Source organism: Chryseobacterium sp. IHB B 17019 (assembly GCF_001456155.1).
Classification (GTDB): Bacteria; Bacteroidota; Bacteroidia; order Flavobacteriales; family Weeksellaceae; genus Chryseobacterium.
In genome coordinates this window covers 1,887,708-1,904,998 of the sequence record NZ_CP013293.1, presented here as the reverse complement: position 1 = coordinate 1,904,998, position 17,291 = coordinate 1,887,708, and the positions used below count along the sequence as shown (strand labels likewise).

At 34.5% G+C, this 17,291-nt stretch carries 15 protein-coding genes and 1 tRNA gene; 6 read left to right on the top strand and 10 right to left on the bottom strand.

Going from position 1 to position 17,291, the window contains the following annotated elements; translation table 11 throughout:
- Positions 1-2 precede the first annotated feature (2 nt).
- From ATE47_RS08790 to ATE47_RS08775, 4 genes are all read right to left on the bottom strand, one after another.
- Positions 3-734 carry an SDR family NAD(P)-dependent oxidoreductase gene (locus ATE47_RS08790; RefSeq protein ID WP_062161610.1) on the bottom strand — a complete coding sequence of 244 codons (732 nt, stop codon included), beginning with the start codon at positions 732-734 and terminating at the stop codon, positions 3-5.
- 7 nt (positions 735-741) lie between these two features.
- Positions 742-960 (bottom strand): tautomerase family protein, encoded by a 219-nt coding sequence (locus ATE47_RS08785; RefSeq protein ID WP_062161609.1) that lies wholly within the window; start codon positions 958-960, stop codon positions 742-744.
- Between the two features lie 34 nt (positions 961-994).
- Positions 995-1,528, bottom strand: coding sequence for a YceI family protein (locus tag ATE47_RS08780; protein WP_062161608.1), 534 nt, complete (start codon positions 1,526-1,528; stop codon positions 995-997).
- A 188-nt stretch (positions 1,529-1,716) separates the two neighbouring features.
- On the bottom strand, positions 1,717-2,289 hold the full coding sequence (locus tag ATE47_RS08775; protein ID WP_062161607.1) for a Crp/Fnr family transcriptional regulator: 573 nt from the start codon (positions 2,287-2,289) through the stop codon (positions 1,717-1,719).
- 190 nt (positions 2,290-2,479) lie between these two features.
- On the opposite strand from ATE47_RS08775, the gene ATE47_RS08770 reads away from it, so the two are divergent.
- Positions 2,480-3,424 carry an SPFH domain-containing protein gene (locus ATE47_RS08770; RefSeq protein ID WP_062161606.1) on the top strand — a complete coding sequence of 315 codons (945 nt, stop codon included), beginning with the start codon at positions 2,480-2,482 and terminating at the stop codon, positions 3,422-3,424.
- A gap of 31 nt (positions 3,425-3,455) precedes the next feature.
- On the opposite strand, the gene ATE47_RS08765 is transcribed toward ATE47_RS08770, so the two are convergent.
- Positions 3,456-3,830 carry a DUF4377 domain-containing protein gene (locus tag ATE47_RS08765; RefSeq protein ID WP_082632547.1) on the bottom strand — a complete coding sequence of 125 codons (375 nt, stop codon included), beginning with the start codon at positions 3,828-3,830 and terminating at the stop codon, positions 3,456-3,458.
- 197 nt (positions 3,831-4,027) lie between these two features.
- On the opposite strand from ATE47_RS08765, the gene ATE47_RS08760 reads away from it, so the two are divergent.
- Positions 4,028-6,049: a DUF3857 domain-containing protein gene (locus tag ATE47_RS08760; protein ID WP_062161604.1), complete on the top strand. Its 2,022-nt coding sequence runs from the start codon at positions 4,028-4,030 to the stop codon at positions 6,047-6,049.
- A gap of 337 nt (positions 6,050-6,386) precedes the next feature.
- Here the strand turns inward: ATE47_RS08760 and ATE47_RS08755 are convergent, their stop codons facing one another.
- Positions 6,387-6,722 (bottom strand): DUF962 domain-containing protein, encoded by a 336-nt coding sequence (locus ATE47_RS08755; protein WP_062161603.1) that lies wholly within the window; start codon positions 6,720-6,722, stop codon positions 6,387-6,389.
- A gap of 132 nt (positions 6,723-6,854) precedes the next feature.
- Positions 6,855-8,528 carry an APC family permease gene (locus tag ATE47_RS08750; RefSeq protein WP_062161602.1) on the bottom strand — a complete coding sequence of 558 codons (1,674 nt, stop codon included), beginning with the start codon at positions 8,526-8,528 and terminating at the stop codon, positions 6,855-6,857.
- Between the two features lie 254 nt (positions 8,529-8,782).
- Here ATE47_RS08750 and ATE47_RS08745 point away from each other — a divergent pair, with 254 nt between their 5' ends.
- The 4 genes from ATE47_RS08745 (at position 8,783) to ATE47_RS08730 (ending at position 14,393) form a co-directional block, all read left to right on the top strand.
- Entirely contained in the window at positions 8,783-11,746 is a 2,964-nt protein-coding gene (locus ATE47_RS08745) for a tetratricopeptide repeat protein (RefSeq protein ID WP_062161601.1), read from the top strand.
- Positions 11,747-11,831: 85 nt separating this feature from the next.
- Positions 11,832-13,595 (top strand): TonB-dependent receptor, encoded by a 1,764-nt coding sequence (locus tag ATE47_RS08740; RefSeq protein WP_062161600.1) that lies wholly within the window; start codon positions 11,832-11,834, stop codon positions 13,593-13,595.
- A gap of 81 nt (positions 13,596-13,676) precedes the next feature.
- A tRNA-Arg gene (locus ATE47_RS08735) sits at positions 13,677-13,748 on the top strand.
- A 93-nt stretch (positions 13,749-13,841) separates the two neighbouring features.
- A complete protein-coding gene (locus tag ATE47_RS08730; protein ID WP_228376342.1) occupies positions 13,842-14,393 on the top strand; it encodes a GNAT family N-acetyltransferase in 552 nt (183 codons plus the stop codon).
- 275 nt (positions 14,394-14,668) lie between these two features.
- Here ATE47_RS08730 and ATE47_RS08725 read toward each other — a convergent pair whose 3' ends face one another.
- From ATE47_RS08725 to ATE47_RS08715, 3 genes are all read right to left on the bottom strand, one after another.
- Complete coding sequence (locus tag ATE47_RS08725; RefSeq protein WP_062161599.1) at positions 14,669-15,607, bottom strand: hypothetical protein; 939 nt, start codon at positions 15,605-15,607, stop codon at positions 14,669-14,671.
- A gap of 3 nt (positions 15,608-15,610) precedes the next feature.
- Entirely contained in the window at positions 15,611-16,648 is a 1,038-nt protein-coding gene (locus tag ATE47_RS08720) for an MBOAT family O-acyltransferase (RefSeq protein ID WP_185097144.1), read from the bottom strand.
- 406 nt (positions 16,649-17,054) lie between these two features.
- Positions 17,055-17,291, bottom strand: a complete 237-nt coding sequence (locus ATE47_RS08715) for an acyl carrier protein (protein ID WP_062161597.1) — start codon at positions 17,289-17,291, stop codon at positions 17,055-17,057.

The following is a 17,291-nucleotide window of genomic DNA, read 5'->3' as shown; positions in this document are numbered from 1 at the left end:
TGTTATAAACTGTGTCCGGCACCCATTCCTCCATCTACATTAATGATGGCTCCGGAAATAAATTTATTTTTAGCAATAGCGTGAACCATTTGAGCGACCTCCTCCGGTTCTCCAATGCGGTTAATAAGGTGTATACCGGCATTGTTGTCAATTGTTTCATCGTGCATCGGAGTCCTGATTAATCCGGGTGCGACGGTGTTTACTCTAATATTTTGTCTTCCAAATTCGGCGGCCAGCTGCAATGTCAGCGCATGGATTGCTCCTTTGCTGGAAATCGGGGCGGTGGAAGGAGATTGCATAATCGCGTGGTAAACCAGTGGTGTTCCGATGTTGATAATGACCCCGTCATTTTGTTTTATCATCTGAGGAATTACTGATTGTGTGGTGAAGAATGTGCCTTTTAAATTAGTATTTAAAAATGTGTCTAAATATTCTTCCGTAACTTCTAGAAACGGTTTGTTTTCGTAAATTCCTGCATTATTCACCAAAACATCAATCGACCCGAATTTTTCTAGGGCGATTTTCGCTAATGCTTCTCCTGTTGCTTTTTGGGAAATATCTCCTGCAATCATCGCAAGATTTTCGCCTGCTCCCAATTTGTTGTAAACTTCCTGTAATTTTGATTCGGTTTGTGAATTAATTACTACATTATCACCTCTGTCCAGAAAATATCGTGCTACTTCCAGACCAATTCCTGATGATGCACCTGTAACGATTACTGTTTGTTTTTTCATTACTAATTTACTTTTTTTCGGTTGAAAATCCCTGCTCTTTTAATACGGAAACCTGTTCTCCGGCGTATCCCCAGTTGTCATCTTCAATTTCGTTGATCACGATGTGGGTTAGATGTGGGTCTTTATTCAAAACTGTTGTTACCACTTCGCTGATTTTTCTTAGTAATTGTTGTTTTTTTTCGCGGTTAAGATCTTCGCGCAAAACATCTATTTTAATGAATGGCATGATGTGAAATTTTTAAGGTTAAATTAAATTTGAATTAAATTGCTTCTGCAACCAAATGAACATTTAAGTCAAAATTGTTGTAGATCAAAGTATCACCAAGATTCGTAAAGAAATTTGCTGACCTGAATTTGATGTTGAATTTCGTTCTGTCGATCACAATTTTAGCGTCTAAAACTGCAACATTGTCTGTTTTTACAATCTGTAAAATCACATCCACCGGATGGGTAATTCCTTTGATGGTAAGATTTCCTGTTACATTGTAAATGTTGTTGTCACCCGGTTCTGCGTGGGTAATTTCGAAAACAGATTCAGGAAACTGATCAGAATTAAAAAAATCATCGGAAGCCAGATGCCCCGCAAACTGAGCATTGGTTTCAGCATCTTCAATATCAAGAATTTTGATTGATTTTGTGTTGATTACAAATTTTCCTGATAAAAGATTGTTGTTTTCAAAAGCAAAAGTTCCTTCTTTTACTTCAATAGTTCCGTTGTGTGCTCCGGTTACTTTTCTACCGATCCATTCAACTAAACTTTTTTCGTTGTTTACTTTAAAATTTTTTGTGTCCATTTTGATTAGGTTTTAAATTATGACACAAAGTTCAGCCGAATTAAAGAAAAAGTTACGTGAGGTAGATCACGAAATTGAGGAAGTTTTGAAGCTGGAAGTTAGAAGCGGGAGGCTGGAAGTTACTATTGGAGCGGATATTTTTAACAATGTCAACAACTTCCAGCCTCCCGCTTCTAGCTTCCAGCCATTTATTGATGAAGTCGGCTTAACGTTTCTCGGGTTACACCGAGGTAAGCGGCAATAAGATGTTTCGGGACAAGATTGTACAATTGAGGGTAAAGGGAAAGAAGCTCTTCATATCTATATTTTGCATCATTATCCATGAAGGAAAGCAGGCGTTTTTGCAGGGCAATATACCCTTTGTTGGTTCTCCATCTGAAAAAATGTTCTATCTCATGGATTTCTTTGCAGATTTTTTCCCTGTTTTCATTGGAAATAGATAAAATATTTGCGTTCGTAATGCAATCTACATTAATGGTTGCTCTGCTTTTATTATAAAGCGCATCAAAATCCGTTACCCACCACGTCGGCATTGCGAATTGAAGGATAAACATCTTCATGTTGTCATTCAGGTAAAATGCTTTCAGGCAGCCATCAATCACAAAATATTCATGGTCTACGAAATCACCTTCTGTAATTAAGCTTTGTCCTTTTTTTAATTTAATTATATTGAAATGTGAATAGACATAATCCATCTGTTCATCCGTAATAGAAATGAGTCTGGAAATGTGTTGTGCTAATATTTCTTTAGGATCAGTCATATCAATAATCTATACCCCAAAATTAAATCTTTTCCTAAAATATTTTAATGAAATGTTGCATTTTAATTTAATTGATTTCAGCTGATTAAAAATATCTCTTTTGAATTATTTTTATTACCTTTAAAGAAGTACAATTGACCGTTTTTTTAACAAAACACAAGTTATTTCGACCCATTAAAAAATTAAAACTATGATATATTTAGGCATTCTGGTCTTTTTTGGACTAATCACATTATTTGCATCTTTTTTCACGGTTAAGCAGGAATCTGCAGCGGTGGTGGAACGATTAGGTAAATTCTTAAAAGTAAGCCACGCGGGTTTGCATTTGAAAATTCCGTTTTTGGACCAGATTTCAAAGCGTCTGAATCTTAGAATTCAGCAGTTGGATGTTATTATTGACACGAAAACCCTGGATAATGTTTTCATTAAAATGAAAGTTTCTGTGCAGTATCAGGTCATCAGAGAAAATGTAAAAGACGCATACTATCGTTTGGAAAATCCTGAAAATCAAATTACATCTTATGTGTTTGATGTAGTTCGTGCAGAGGTTCCAAAAACGAAATTAGACGATGTTTTTGTGAGAAAAGATGATATTGCGGTTGCCGTTAAAAGTGAATTGCAGGAAGCTATGCAAAGTTACGGATACGATATTATCAAAGCTTTGGTTACGGATATTGACCCGGATGAGCAGGTAAAACACGCCATGAATAGAATCAACGCTGCAGAACGAGAAAAAACAGCCGCAGAATATGAATCTGAAGCACAGAGAATAAGAATTGTAGCGGTTGCAAAAGCTGAAGCAGAGTCTAAAAAGCTGCAAGGGCAGGGTATTGCAGACCAAAGAAGAGAGATTGCAAAAGGTCTTGAAGAATCAGTAAGAATGCTGAATAGTGTTGATATAAGTTCTCACGAAGCATCTGCATTAATCGTAGTTACACAGCATTATGACACATTACATGCGATAGGGGCAAGCAACAGAAGCAACCTTGTTTTACTTCCGAATTCTCCGACTGCCGCAAGTGGCATGCTGAATGATCTTGTGGTAGCCATGACAACGGCAAACAGCGTAGGAGAGGTAACCAAAGGAAATTACCCGAAACCTCCGAAAGATCACGAACATATCGGTAATATGTAAAAATAAAAACCTCCAATTGGAGGTTTTTTATTTATTTCACTTTTGTTTTAGAAATTGTTTTGAGATAAACATATTCCTCGGTTGCTCCTTCCAGAACGACTTTTGAAGGGACCACCTTAACGGAAATTACATACTGATAGCCAGGTTTGTGTTTGAAACCCTCGATAGGATAAGGAAAGCTTTCCCATTCTTTCTGGCTTTTATCCTGTTTTACCTGATAGCAGTCGCCGGTTTGCATAATTCCTATACATTGCAGTCTTTTCGGCCCAATAATCATTGTTTTGGTTTTCAAAAGATGCTGTTTTGCCGGGAGTTTTTTTAGATTAGGAATTTTTGGTGATTCCTGCGCAAAGACAGTGACAGATGCCAATAGCATCATTCCGCTTACTATAAATCTTTTCATCATTTGTTTTAATTTAATTTATTTTTTGATATTTCTTTTGCAAGTATATATCTTATTGAATTGATTTTAGGACTTAAACCAATTATTGTGCCGAAGTCTAGTTGAGCATAGTCGTAGTTTCACTCTTGTTTTTTATAATTTAATTAGTTAATTTGACCTCCTTATTTTTTACCAAATAAACAATATTAACAAATAATAATATGGATAATCAAGTAGTAACGGAAAATTATAAGATTGAAAAATCTTCGTCGTGGGCGGGAAATATTGAAGATCAAGAGCTTATAGAAAGAATAAAAGATTCTGAATTTGCAAAAAAGCAAATAGATGAAGGAAGGGATTATTGCTACTTTTTAGATAAAAAATATTATACCAGCAATACAGAAAACAATGAATATGTTTGCATGGCCTATACTCTGAACGAGCCTTCAAATCTGGAACGAGCCTCCGTGATGGATATTGTAGTGGAAGAAAATGAAGTATATAATATTCATAGAATAAGTGTTTTACGGGATGGAGTTTTGATTGATAAAATTCCGGATATGAAAATCAAAGTTTTGGACAGCGAGAACCAAAGCAGCGGTGGGATTCTAAGCAGTAATAAAAAAATTAATATTACCATAAAAGATTTACGTCTTTATGATGTTTTGATTTTAGAAGATTCCAGAGTAAAAGCTTTTACAGATCGTGATTTTTTAAGAAAAGAATTCTCAAAGTACGTTTGGGTAAGCCCGGATAATTATTGGGCTTACGGAAGCTTTAAATTTACCTTTATTAATGACCGCGAACAAAAAATTGCTTATAAAAAATCCTTTTTCAGAGATGAAAACGGTAATGTTTTAGCACCGGAAATAAGCTATTTGAATAAAGGTGAAAGATTTGTTTTTGAAGAAAAGAATTATATTAATCCCGTAGATGCCAACCGCGAAGTTTTTCCTTACATAGATTTTGCTACGGATAGCAGCTGGAAAGAATTGTCGAATTATATATCGCCGATTTATGAAGAGATTTTCAATAAAGATTCTTTGTTGGAATATGCTCCTAATCTGGTTGAAAAATTAAATTTAATTACTGATATAGACGAAAAAATTCAGTTTGCTATTGAATATGTTCAGAATAATATTTATTATATTTTCAATGCAGATGAAATGAATGGACACAAGCCTCAGGAGCCAGCTATTACCTACGAAAACAAGCAGGGTGACTGTAAGGCTAAATCTGTTTTACTGAAGGTTATCCTTGATTATATCGGTGTTGATTCTTCGATTGTCCTGGTGAATTTCCATACTGATTTTTACATTAAATATTATTTGCCGTCTTTGCTTACTTTTAATCATGTTATTGTTAAAATTAACCATAAAGGCGAAGAATATTTTGTAGATGCTACCATCCGTGATGAGTTCGGGTTACTTGAAAATCGTGGATTTATCTATTTTATGCACTATCTTGAAGTGAAACCGGATCAGGAATTAAAAGAAAGAAAGCCGTATAAATTTCCGTATTACTGTATCGATGAAAAAGTTGAGTTTAATGCCAAGAATACAACCGGACAATTGGTTTTGACGACCACGTATAAAGGAAATCGCGCCAATGCCATGCGTAGATATTTTAAAAATACCAATAAAAGGGAAGTTGTCGACAGCTGGAATAATTTCCTTTTTTATAGTTTGAATTACTCTGGTGACAGGAATGGAACGGATGTCAGAAATATCTTCAAAGATGCTTCAATAGACATTGTCAGTGATGATAAAAAGTTGAATGAGTTTAAAATTCAATATCGCTCAACCATTGAAAATCCATATTATACAGACCCGAAAAATAATCGTTTCCTAATGTATTTTGACCGAAACGTTGTGAAGGCAAGTGCAAGGGATTTTATGCATAAAGATCTCACCTTCTGGCATAATTTCGACAGTGAAAAGTATGAAATTAATCTTTATACGGACCAAAAAATTGATACGGAAGAAAAATATACAGCACAGGAAAGTACGATCCAAAATCCATATTTTGATTTTACAAGCCGTAAAAAAATTACTAAAAACGGAGCAACAGTTAATATTGATTATAAACCTTTGGTTAATCTTGAGATTCCTCAAAGTGAGTTCGAGAAGTTCAGGACAGATCATCATATGATAGCGGATAGCAATTTCGGATTAGGGGTTGATATTATCGAACCGGGCTTAATGAACAGGCTGAAGTTTAGTTTTAAGAAGAGGTTTAAATAAGGGGCTGGAAGCTAGAGGTTAGAAGCTAGAAGTCAGAAGTTAGAAGTTAGAAGTTAGAGGGTTAGTATTAGCTATATGAAATTCCCCTTCTTTGAAGGGGTGGATTTTTGCGAAAGCAAAAAGACGGGGTAGTTAAAATAATATTAAAATTATATTTTTTCAAAGTTTCGGCGGGTTTGCAAAGCAAACCCGCCGAAACTTTGAATATACCATCTTGCTTATTCATCAAGAAACCACAAAACTATTTTATAATATAATTTACTCACAGTTTGTCATTCTGAAAGGCTCTCAACATGGAGATTTTTAAATTTAATTAAAATCAAATAATAAATGAAATTTATTCCACAGGCTTCATGGCTGGAATTCCTGTAAACTTCTGTTTCCCGATCAGTAATTCAAAAAACAATCTGAAATCTGAAATCAAAGACCAAATCGGATATTTAAAAGTGGCAGGTTTGTTCTTTTCAATTAAGGCGTGGCTGAACCATGCAAAACCGTAACCAAAGATCGGGATATACCACAAAAATCTTTCTTTTCCTGAACTTATTACATATCCAATTACAACAAAAATAAGTAGAGTTCCTATAAAATGAAATATCCTTGTTCCCATTTTACTGTGTTCAGTAAGGTAAAACTGATAAAATTCTTTGTAAGTTTTAATTCTTTCAGACATGGTATTTTTAGTTTAAAGTTGTAAAAAAAGTTAAGCAATAAGTTCGCCATTTTTTAAGCAAAATATCAAAAAAATAAAGGGTAAAGCTGCTATTGACAATTTTACCCTTTATTATATTTTAGATTAATTTTTTTAATTAAGCTTTCTCAACTTACTGTTTTTGTATCCGTAGCAGAAATATATTATTAGCCCCACCGCAAACCAAAGCCCGAACCAGAACCAGTTTTCATGACTCATTCCGGTAAGAAGGTAAAGGCATGAGCTTAATCCAACTAAAGGAATTAATGAGAAATTTTTAATAAAAGTTAAAATACACAACACTATATTAATGAGAATAAAAAAGAACATAGAAGCTCTGAATTCCCCTTCATTAGGATCTTTCCAGTTCATCAAATTGTGGAAAAATTCCGGTTGCCAGAAATAGAAAAATATTAGCCCGCCAATGAAAATAACAGGAAAAATAATTTTACCATTCACATACGGAAGGTGAAATCTGCCTTTTAATTTTTCTTTTGCAGGAAGCATTAAAACTCCCGCACAAACCAAAACAAACGCGAAAATAGTTCCGATACTCGTAAAATCTAAGATGAAAGTTTTATCGGTAAATAAAATAGGAACTCCAACCACAATACCAGTGATAATAGTGGCAAATGACGGTGTTTTATACTTTGGATGTACCGTTTGAAACTTCTGTGGCATCAGCCCGTCACGGCTCATAGCGTACCAGATTCTTGGTTGTCCCATTTGGAAAACCAGCAATACGGTCGTAATAGCAACGATAGCCACAAAAGAAACTATGAGTTCCATCCAGGCAACGTTCGCATTTCCTTTTTCAAAAATAAACGAAAGCGGATCTCCAACCCCGTCGAATTTTCTGTAGTCAACCATTCCGGTTAACACTAAGGTTAACGCAATATAAATAACCGTACATAAAACAAGAGAAATAATCATCCCTTTCGGTAAGGTTTTTTGCGGATCTTTTGTCTCTTCAGAAAGCACGCTTAAAGCGTCAAAGCCTATATAGGCAAAGAAAACTCCGGACACTGCACTCATTACTCCAGCGAAACCGTTGGGCATAAATGAAGCAACTTGTGTTTCCGGGTTAACTGGTGTCCAGTTGTCTGTATTTATATAAGCAAAACCAATCAGAATTACCAGGACAATTGCAGCGAGTTTTAGGATAACCAAAGCATTATTAAAGTTTTTACTTTCCTTAACTCCAATATAACATAACCAGGTAATTAACCCATTGATAACCAAAGCCGGGATATCAACAATGAATTTTAAACTTCCTATTAATGGTGCATTTTTCCAGGCGTTAAGCAGTTCTGTATTTTCGGAGCCATTCATGAAGGCCTTTTTGGCTTCGGTATAGCTGCATGTCAGATAATCCGGGATATGCATCCCCAGACGTTCCAGAAAGCTGGTAAAATAATCCGACCAGGAAAAAGCAACATAGATATTCCCAAAAGAATATTCCATGATAAGGGCCCAGCCAATGATCCAGGCGATTAACTCACCAAAACTGGCATAAGCATACGTATAAGCGGAACCGGCTGTAGGAATCCTGCTTGCAAACTCTGCATAGCAAAGTGCCGTAAAACCGCAGGCAAAACCGCAGATCAAATATAGCAGAATCACACCCGGACCACCCCTGAAAACGGCTTCACCCAAACTACTAAAACTTCCTGCACCAATAATCGCCGCAATACCAAAAAACACGATGTCCCAGACACCCAAAACTCTCAATAGACTCGTGGAAGTATCTGTTTCTGAATAGATTTTTCTTCTAAAAAGTTGATTCATTCAATTCCTATATTTCATTTGAAAAAAGCAAATGTAATTATTTCTCTGATATAATTTAAATTTTCTTAAGATTTCTTATGGAAAAGTTAAAGAGTATTAAAAAATAATCCACAAACTAACAATATGTTAAAACGTTTGTTTATACAATATCTTTTCAATATTTTCGTTGATAAATTGTGGATAAAATCCACCTTAAATTTAAAATATACAGCCAATATTTTTTTTAGGCTTAAACATTTTAAAATTTGAAATTAATGAACTCAAAAAAAATACTTCTAGCGGCAGGGGTTCTGTATTTCGGAATCTCCGATGCTCAACAGTCTCAGTACTTTACCCAAAAAGAAAATTACAGATTCAATCTAGCAGAAAATCTTTATCAGACCAAAATATACAACGCTTCTCAGTATGAATATGCAAGACAATATTTTTATAATCAAAATTTGTCGAGATCCAGAAAAGAAGCCGCGCAGTTTTTTGACAATGTGATAGGGGTAATCCTGCAGAAAAACCATGCTGAAGAAGGTTTAACCGCCTTTATGAAAGAGTATCCGAATTCTGCTTATTTTGCTCAGGCTAATCTTCCGTTGGCTGATTACTATTTAGCCAAAAAAGATTTTGAAAAAGCATTGGAAACACTTAAAAAAGTTAACCAATACCAACTTTCAAAAGAAGAAAATACGCAGTATATCTTAAAATTAGGATATGCCAAATTCATGATGGGTGATACTAAAGGAGCAACAGATGCTTTGGAAGAAGCTTATAAAACTGCAGATGAATCTCAAAAAGGCGATATCGCCTACATGTTGGGGCATTTGTACTATTCTAACAGGCAGAATGATAAGGCTTTCCAGTATTTTGATTCGGTGAAAGACCAGCCGAAATATTCAAAACTGGTGCGTCCTTATTATGTTCAGATGTATTACAATGATAAGGATTATGACAAGGCTATTTCAGAGGGGAATGCTTTGCTTAACGAAGATATTTCTGATGCTTATAAAGCTGAAGTTCACAAGATTATTGGAGAGAGTTATTTCATGAAAAATGATTATACTTCTGCTTATCCTCACTTAAAAGATTACCTGAGCGTTCAGCAAAATCCGTCCGAAAATGACCTTTATGAGATGGGATTTGTAGCTGCTCAGCTTAAAAAATATGATGAAGCGGTTTCTTATTATAACCAATTGCTAAACAGCAATTCTGCATTGGCACAGAATGCTTACTATCAGCTTGGTAATGCCTATTTGGCGGTTGATAAAAAGCAGGAAGCACTTTCGGCTTTCCGTTCATCTTACCAGATGAATTATGATCCGAAGGTTAAAAAACTGGCACACGAGCAGTATGCAAAGTTAAGCTACGATATCGGGAACCCGTTTGAAAGCGCTTCAACGGTGATTCAAAATTATATTAATGAAAATCAAAATGACCCGAATGCACCCGAAATGAGATCACTTTTGGTGAAATCTTATTTATACTCAGGGAATTACAAAGAAACATTAAACGCGATCGACAAACTTCAAAATTCTTCTCCTGACATTGACAAAGTGGATCAGGAAGTATCTTATTTATTAGGAACGGAAGAATTTAACAAAGGAAATTATGACGAAGCTGAACAATATTTCTTAAGAAGCTTAGGGTTTAATATTAATAAAGAGTTCAATAACAGGGCTTTATATTGGTTGGGACAAGTTTATTACCAGAAAGGAAATTATCCTTCGGCGATTGCTCGCTATGAAAAGCTGCTTAACGAAACCTTTCCGGAGAAACAGCAATTACCCTATGATTTAGGATATGCTTATTTTAAATCTAAAAAATTCGATCAGGCGGAAACTTATTTTAAGCAATATTTAACCAATCCGAAACCTGAGTTTAAAAATGATGCGGAACTTCGTCTGGCAGATATCAATTATGCCAATAACAATCTGAACGAAGCTATCGCAATCTACGATAAAAACGAAGACGCTACAGATTATACTTTATACCAAAAAGCAATGGCTTTAGGCTTTAAAGGTGATACTCAGGCAAAAATCACGAATTTAAAAAATCTTTTATCTAAATATCCGGGATCTGATTATTATGACGATGCTCAGTATGAAATGGGAACGGCTTATGCGGCTCAGGATGATTTTGCAAATTCCAATGATTTCTTTGGGAAAGTGATTAAAACGTCGTCTGATAATGATTTGGTGGCCAATGCTTCCATTTACAGAGCACAAAATTATATTGATCAAAACCAAGGCGATAAGGCTTTATCCGAACTTAGATCTTTAGGTGAGCAATATAAAAATACGGCCTACGCAGAAAAAATTGTACAGGCTGCCAAGCCAATTTTCACGAAAAACGGTGATGTTGCAGGATACGAAAGCTTTGCAAAAAGTATTGGTGTAAATGTTGACGCTGCGGAAATTGATGAGATTAATCTATCAACGGCAAAACAATATTTCACGAAAAAAGATTACAAAAACGCGATTTCTTATTACGAAAAATATTTAACGCAAAATCCGACAGGAGAAGGGCTTTATCAGGCTAAATATGAGCTTGGTGAAAGCTATTATCAGACCAAAGATACGACAAAAGCATTATTGGTTTTACAGGAAATTGCCAATGTTCCGAATGATTATCAGGATGATGCACAGACACGTTTAGCTCAAATTTATATTGCGCAGGGCGATAATGCAGAGGCAAGAAAATATTTGGAAAACATCAAAAATTCTTCAAATGTAAATGTTAAAAACTTCGCCAATGTAGAACTAATGAAGTTGTATGCAGATGAGAAAAACTTCTCTGAAGCTGAAAAACTAGCCGATGCGGTAATTGCCAACAACAAAAACTCGGCGGCGGTGATAGAAACAGCGAAAGTGATCAAGGCCAGAAGCCTGATGAATTCAGGAAAAGACAAGGATGCACAGACAGCTTATACTTCTCTTGAAAAGTCTTCAAATACGTCCGTGGCGGCGGAAGCTTTATATGCAAAAGCATATTATCAAAACAAAGGAAAAGCTTTCAAATCTTCAAATGAAACCATCTTTAAACTCGCTAATAATTATGCTTCGGAAGAATATTGGGGCGCAAAAGCATTGGTATTGATGGCAAAAAATTATATTGGCTTAAAGGATAATTACCAGGCAAGCTATACCTGCGACCAGATCATTGAAAACTACAAGGATTTCCCTGAGATTGTTGCGGAAGCGAAAGAGGTGAAAAAACAGATTAAAAAGTAAAAGTGTAGTAATGTATTCACGTAGAATGTATTTATGAATTAAAATCATTAATACAATTTGCATTAATACTTAAATACAAAAAGAAATGAACAGAAAAATTCAATTATTATCCATCATATTTTTAGGGTTTTCGTCGGTAGCGTTTTCCCAGATCAAAGAAGAAAAGCTGATTCTTAACAAAAAAAGAGAACCGGAAGTAAAAAAGATCGAAAAAAAGAAAACTTCTGTGGAAACGATCAAAAATTATCCACCCGAAGAAAAATCTCAGAATCCTGTAAAATACAATATTACAGACGTTCCTGCGGTTTCGGATTTCAAAACCTCAACAATTCAGGGGCAGGATGTGACCCCGAAATTTGAAGGATCGGCTCAGAATAATTATATCCAGTTCGGAATGGGTAATTATGGAAAAATTTTAGGCGACGCCAATATTTCAAAAACGCTGGAAAATAAATTTGAGGTGGGATTGGATGCACATTTCCTTTCAACTCAAGGTTTGAAAAAAGAATATCCTTGGGATTCAAAACAAAGCTCGACCACACTTGGTGCTTTTCTTAATTCTTACGGAGATAAAGGAAAATTTAATGTAAATGCTGAATATGGCTTAAATAGTTATAATTACTATGGGATTTATGCTTTACAGCCCGAAGATGTAGATCTGGACCAAAGAGTGAACCAATTTAAAGTAAATGGATATTATGATTTTTATTCTAATGAAATTTTAAATGATGTAAGAGTAAAATCTTCTTTCTTAAAAGATCATTTTGACGCTCAGGAAAATCAGGTTTCAATCTTGGCCAACTTTTCTAAACATGGCGTTGAAATCGGTAAATCTGGGATTAACCTGAATGCAGATCTTGGTGTTGGCTTAGAAACTGTAAAAACCGATTTTGCGATCAGGGATAAAAACTCAGCTGATTTTTTCAACACTAACTTAACTCCTAAAGTAACTTTCAGAAAAGGTGATTCTTACTTGATGTTGGGATCACAGTTTGCATTTTTGAATGCTAAAAATACAAATGATCTGATGGCTGAACAGCTTAAAAATAATAAAACTTATTGGTTTCCACAGGCAGAATTTCAACTTGCCGCGGCCAATGGATTTAAATTTTATGGAGGGGTTGACGGTGGTTTGAAATTGAATACTTATGCTGATTTGCTACAGCAGAATCCATTCATCCTTTCTGATCAGTATTTAAAGCCCACTGAAACCAAATATCATTTTTATGTAGGTTTGAGAGGGGATATTGAAGAAACCTTTAAATATGACGTTTCTGCGGGTTATGGAAAAATGAGAGATATTATGTTCTTTAAAGCTAACGGCTTATTCGATAATGATTATACTTTAAACCGTTCCGCATACAACTTTGCCAATACTTTCTCTGCGGTATATGATGATGGAAATGTGGGTGATATCAAGGGTAGCGTTCAATATTTTCCTCTAGCGAATCTTGTATTGGATGGAGAGGTAAAGTTCATGAAATTTGATTTGAAAAACTACGAACACATATACAATGTTCCACTAGTTACAGCTAGCATCGGAGCAAAATACACCATGCTTGATCAAAAATTACTACTAGGTTTCAAAGGGATTTTTGCAAGCGACAGAACTACGAATTCTTTTGTAATTGAAGGAGTTGGGAGCCCAATGCTGTACCAGTCAACAGAAGATACCAATGATAAAGTGGGAGGCTATGCAGATTTAAATCTTTCTGCAGAGTATAAAATTCACAAAAATTTCAGTATTTTCGCGCTCGGAAACAATCTTCTAAGTTCAAAATATCAGACGTACAAAGGATATAAGGTTCTTGGTGCGCAGGTTTTAGGAGGTGTGAAGATTACGTTTTAGAGAGATAGAGGTTGAGAGTTAGAGTTTAATTATTAATACACATTAACTTTCGAACACTACAACTCTCAAACCCAAATAACCGGCTGCATAGTTTAATGGATAGAACTTCGGATTTCGGCTCCGACAGTGAGGGTTCGAATCCTTCTGCGGTCACTTTTAATAAAAAGAGAATTTGTATATTATTGAAAATTAAATAATTACATTTTCTCTTTTTTTGTTTTAAACAATTATCATTTTTTAAATTCAATGGAATCAATTATAATAAGAAAGGCTGACCCCAAAGATTATCCGGCAATTATCGAACTTCAAAATAAAAATACACCAGACAAGTTAAGTGAGAAAGAAAAAGAGCAAGGTTTTGTAGTTTCAGATATGACAGAAGAGACATTGCACCAGATAAATGAAAGCATTGGAGTTTTGGTAGCTTTGGAAGGTGAAGCCCTGGCCGGATTTGTATGCTTAACCGCTACCGATTCGTTACCGGAACATCCTGTAATTGAATCCATGTGTGAAACTTTTCCTCATCAAATATTTAATAATAAATCATTAATTGACTATAAAATATTCTTGTATGGCCCTGTGCTGATAGATCCAAAATGGAGAGGTAGAGGAATTTTTAAAAAAATATTCTCAGCTGTTAAAGAATACTCTAAAAAAGATTATAATCTGGGAGTAGCATTCATCAATGATAAAAATAAGCATTCGTTGTCGGCACATCTTCAGGGTTTGGGGATGACTCCTTTACAACCTTTTAAATCAGGCAATGAATCCTTCCAACTGGTAGTATTTCCGGTATAAAAAATCAAATGCATAGGATTAATTTATGGGTAAAACTATTAATAAATTCCATTAATATGAAAAGCTAATTTATTTTAATTTAACGAAAATTAAAATATTATACATATAATAACAAAAAAAGTCTTATATTTGAGGCGAAAAATAATTTTTTTCATCATTTGTGTTTTTAGTCTTCTTACGGGAAGGCTTTTTTTATTTTATAATAATTGAGTTGATTTTAACCCATTGTTTTAAAAAATATTTGGATAATATCTGATAACTTATTTAAATTAAAATCAATAATTTAGAACATCATTCCCTATCACTTTTGAAAATTCTTTCATCGACTCTGGATTTAAATGCACTTCATCGGTCCATATAAAGTTATTCGGAATATTGTTGTAGTTAATATATTTTACTTTTTCAGCAGCAGCGATCTCGGATATTTTTTCGTCAAAATCCGGAAATGAAGAGTTTTCAATCGAATAAGGAACCTTATTTACAGGCATTCTTACAAGAATCACTTTACCATGCTGTTGCAGAAAATCTATGGTTTTTTTGAGATATGAAAAACGATTTTCAGATACTTTTAGTTTATTTATTTTCACCTGAAACTCATTCATCTTTATTTTATTAATCTGTTCCTGCTTTTCTGGAGAGTTTTGTTTAATTATTTTTCCCTCTACTTTTCCGTTATCCAGAACTCTTACTTCTGCAATTACGTTTTTAGGAGGTTTTATTTTTTTATTAAGCTCATTGGTAATAGAAAAATCATAGCTTTCTATTAAATACTCAACATTAGGGTTCGTTGAAACCATAGAAGTTTTTGCTACGGATTTATCGTTTTCAACATAAAATTCGGGATCATCGGGCTGGCTTTTATCCACCATTAATGCTGTTGGTTCCACGGTTACTATGAAAACTCCGTCTTTGGTTTCAGGTATAATTTTCTTTTTGATAGATTCCAGATATTTCGGTCCGAAAGGTGAATGAGCCCACGTAAAAGCATAGTTGTACAGCTTAGCATTTGGAAATTTGGAGTGAATCATCTGATCAATAATTTCCGGATCCATGGAAGCAGCCCTGGAGCTTCCCAATATCAGTGAATTCTGTTGCGGCGAAGTAAATCTTTTATAAAAATTATCTGTGTTTTTATTCATAATAAATACAGAATAACCAATGACCAAAAAAGGAATCACAGAAAATAGTATTAACCTTACAATTGATTTTCTCATAACTTAAAACTGTGCGTAAATAAACCCTTTAGGAGCGATGTAAAACAAAAAGATCAGAAATACAAGAGCATAATAAAATCCCCATCGTATGACCATGCTTTTCCCGGTAAACAACTCTTTAATTCCATATTCTTTACCCCTTCCTATCCATTCTATAATGATCATGATAAGAATTAAAAGAATAATTTCCTTTTGAATAGGAAAGTTCGGCAGCTGAAAAAATGACAGTGAGAAAATTTCTCTGTAATAATTTACGGCCATTTCCATGTCTTTAACGAAAAAAAGAACCATTAACAGGGAAAAAAGAACAAACGTTACCGGAATGTTTTTTATTTCATCTTTAGTAGGAATGATGCCGGTTGAAGGTTTTACCTTCTTATTCATTTTTCCATTTAAAATTAAAGGAATAAACATTACTCCGCTGACAAGTCCGTGAAATATATAATGCCATGCTGCGCCATGCCAGAAACCCACTACCAAAAAATTGATCATAATCGCCATGATTAATCCAAATTTTCCATAATCTCTGAAATTGATAGACAAAGGTGTGAATACATATTCCGTAAGCCATGAAGTAAGGGAAATATGCCATCTTCGCCAGTAATCTGCAACGTTTTGGGCAAAAAGAGGATAATTGAAATTGGGCTGTATCTTGATTCCCAACAACTTTGAAATCCCTATCGCCATATCCGTATATCCGGAAAAATCCGCATACAGCTGGATAAAATACAGGGCGGCTCCGATAAAAAGGGTGCTGCCATTTAGAGTGTGATAAGATTCAAAAATAGGAGAGGTAAGAGTTGCAATATTGTCCGCAACGACAAGCTTTTTGAACAGTCCCCACAAAATCTGCTTGAGACCGTCTGTAAAGACCGTTGAAGAAAACTCCCTTTTAATTTTTAAATTATTCAGAAAAGGAGCAGCTTTATCAATCGGGCCTGCAATAATGCACGGGAAGAAAGCTACAAATACAGAATAATCCAATAGAGACGGGATTTCTTTAAGCTTATTGTTTTTAATATCCAAAAGATACCCAATCATTCTGAAAGAGTAAAAACTAATACCAATCGGGAAAATTATTTTTAACAGATTGAATTGATCCTTAAGCCCGAATGTTTGCAAAAGCTCATTAAAATTTTCAATAAAAAAATTAAAGTATTTAAAATATAAAAGCTGGATCAGTATTAAAAAAATCCCTAAGCGGAGCCATTTTACTTTATTTTTTCCTTCAACAGACTTTATTTTATTTCCTATAAAAAAGGTAGCAGCGGTGGAGAAAATGAGTAAGGATAAAAATTCCCAGCTCCAGCTGCAATAAAAAATATAACTACCAATAAGTAATAATATATTTTGGGCTTTCGAGCTTTTTCCTAAAAGATAATAAGCGAAATATAATATTATAAAGAAAAATATAAAGTAATATGAATTGAGAAGCATATAAACTTATCTATTTGGAATTAATAGAATCCATCATTTCTCCTACATTATTCCAGCTTTGAATTTCCGATGAAGTGAAACGGATCCCAAACGCTTTTTCAACAGCAACAATAAGCTGAATATGTGAAAGAGAATCCCATTCTTCTACGTCCTCAGCGGTAGATTCGGCTGTCAGATTTATTTCATTGTTATCAAGCTCTTCACGGAAAATACCTGTTAGTTTTTGTAAAATTTCGTTGTTATTCAT

Coding starts and splice junctions, on each gene's coding strand:
- ATE47_RS08740 (WP_062161600.1), top strand. CDS start 11,832: ATGAACAGAAAAATTCAATTATTATCCATCATATTTTTAGGGTTTTCG.
- ATE47_RS08755 (WP_062161603.1), bottom strand. CDS start 6,722: ATGTCTGAAAGAATTAAAACTTACAAAGAATTTTATCAGTTTTACCTT.
- ATE47_RS08785 (WP_062161609.1), bottom strand. CDS start 960: ATGCCATTCATTAAAATAGATGTTTTGCGCGAAGATCTTAACCGCGAA.
- ATE47_RS08765 (WP_082632547.1), bottom strand. CDS start 3,830: ATGATGAAAAGATTTATAGTAAGCGGAATGATGCTATTGGCATCTGTC.
- ATE47_RS08770 (WP_062161606.1), top strand. CDS start 2,480: ATGATATATTTAGGCATTCTGGTCTTTTTTGGACTAATCACATTATTT.
- ATE47_RS08745 (WP_062161601.1), top strand. CDS start 8,783: ATGAACTCAAAAAAAATACTTCTAGCGGCAGGGGTTCTGTATTTCGGA.
- ATE47_RS08775 (WP_062161607.1), bottom strand. CDS start 2,289: ATGACTGATCCTAAAGAAATATTAGCACAACACATTTCCAGACTCATT.
- ATE47_RS08790 (WP_062161610.1), bottom strand. CDS start 734: ATGAAAAAACAAACAGTAATCGTTACAGGTGCATCATCAGGAATTGGT.
- ATE47_RS08750 (WP_062161602.1), bottom strand. CDS start 8,528: ATGAATCAACTTTTTAGAAGAAAAATCTATTCAGAAACAGATACTTCC.
- ATE47_RS08730 (WP_228376342.1), top strand. CDS start 13,842: ATGGAATCAATTATAATAAGAAAGGCTGACCCCAAAGATTATCCGGCA.
- ATE47_RS08780 (WP_062161608.1), bottom strand. CDS start 1,528: ATGGACACAAAAAATTTTAAAGTAAACAACGAAAAAAGTTTAGTTGAA.
- ATE47_RS08725 (WP_062161599.1), bottom strand. CDS start 15,607: ATGAGAAAATCAATTGTAAGGTTAATACTATTTTCTGTGATTCCTTTT.
- ATE47_RS08760 (WP_062161604.1), top strand. CDS start 4,028: ATGGATAATCAAGTAGTAACGGAAAATTATAAGATTGAAAAATCTTCG.
- ATE47_RS08715 (WP_062161597.1), bottom strand. CDS start 17,291: ATGAATAACAACGAAATTTTACAAAAACTAACAGGTATTTTCCGTGAA.
- ATE47_RS08720 (WP_185097144.1), bottom strand. CDS start 16,648: ATGATTGGGTATCTTTTGGATATTAAAAACAATAAGCTTAAAGAAATC.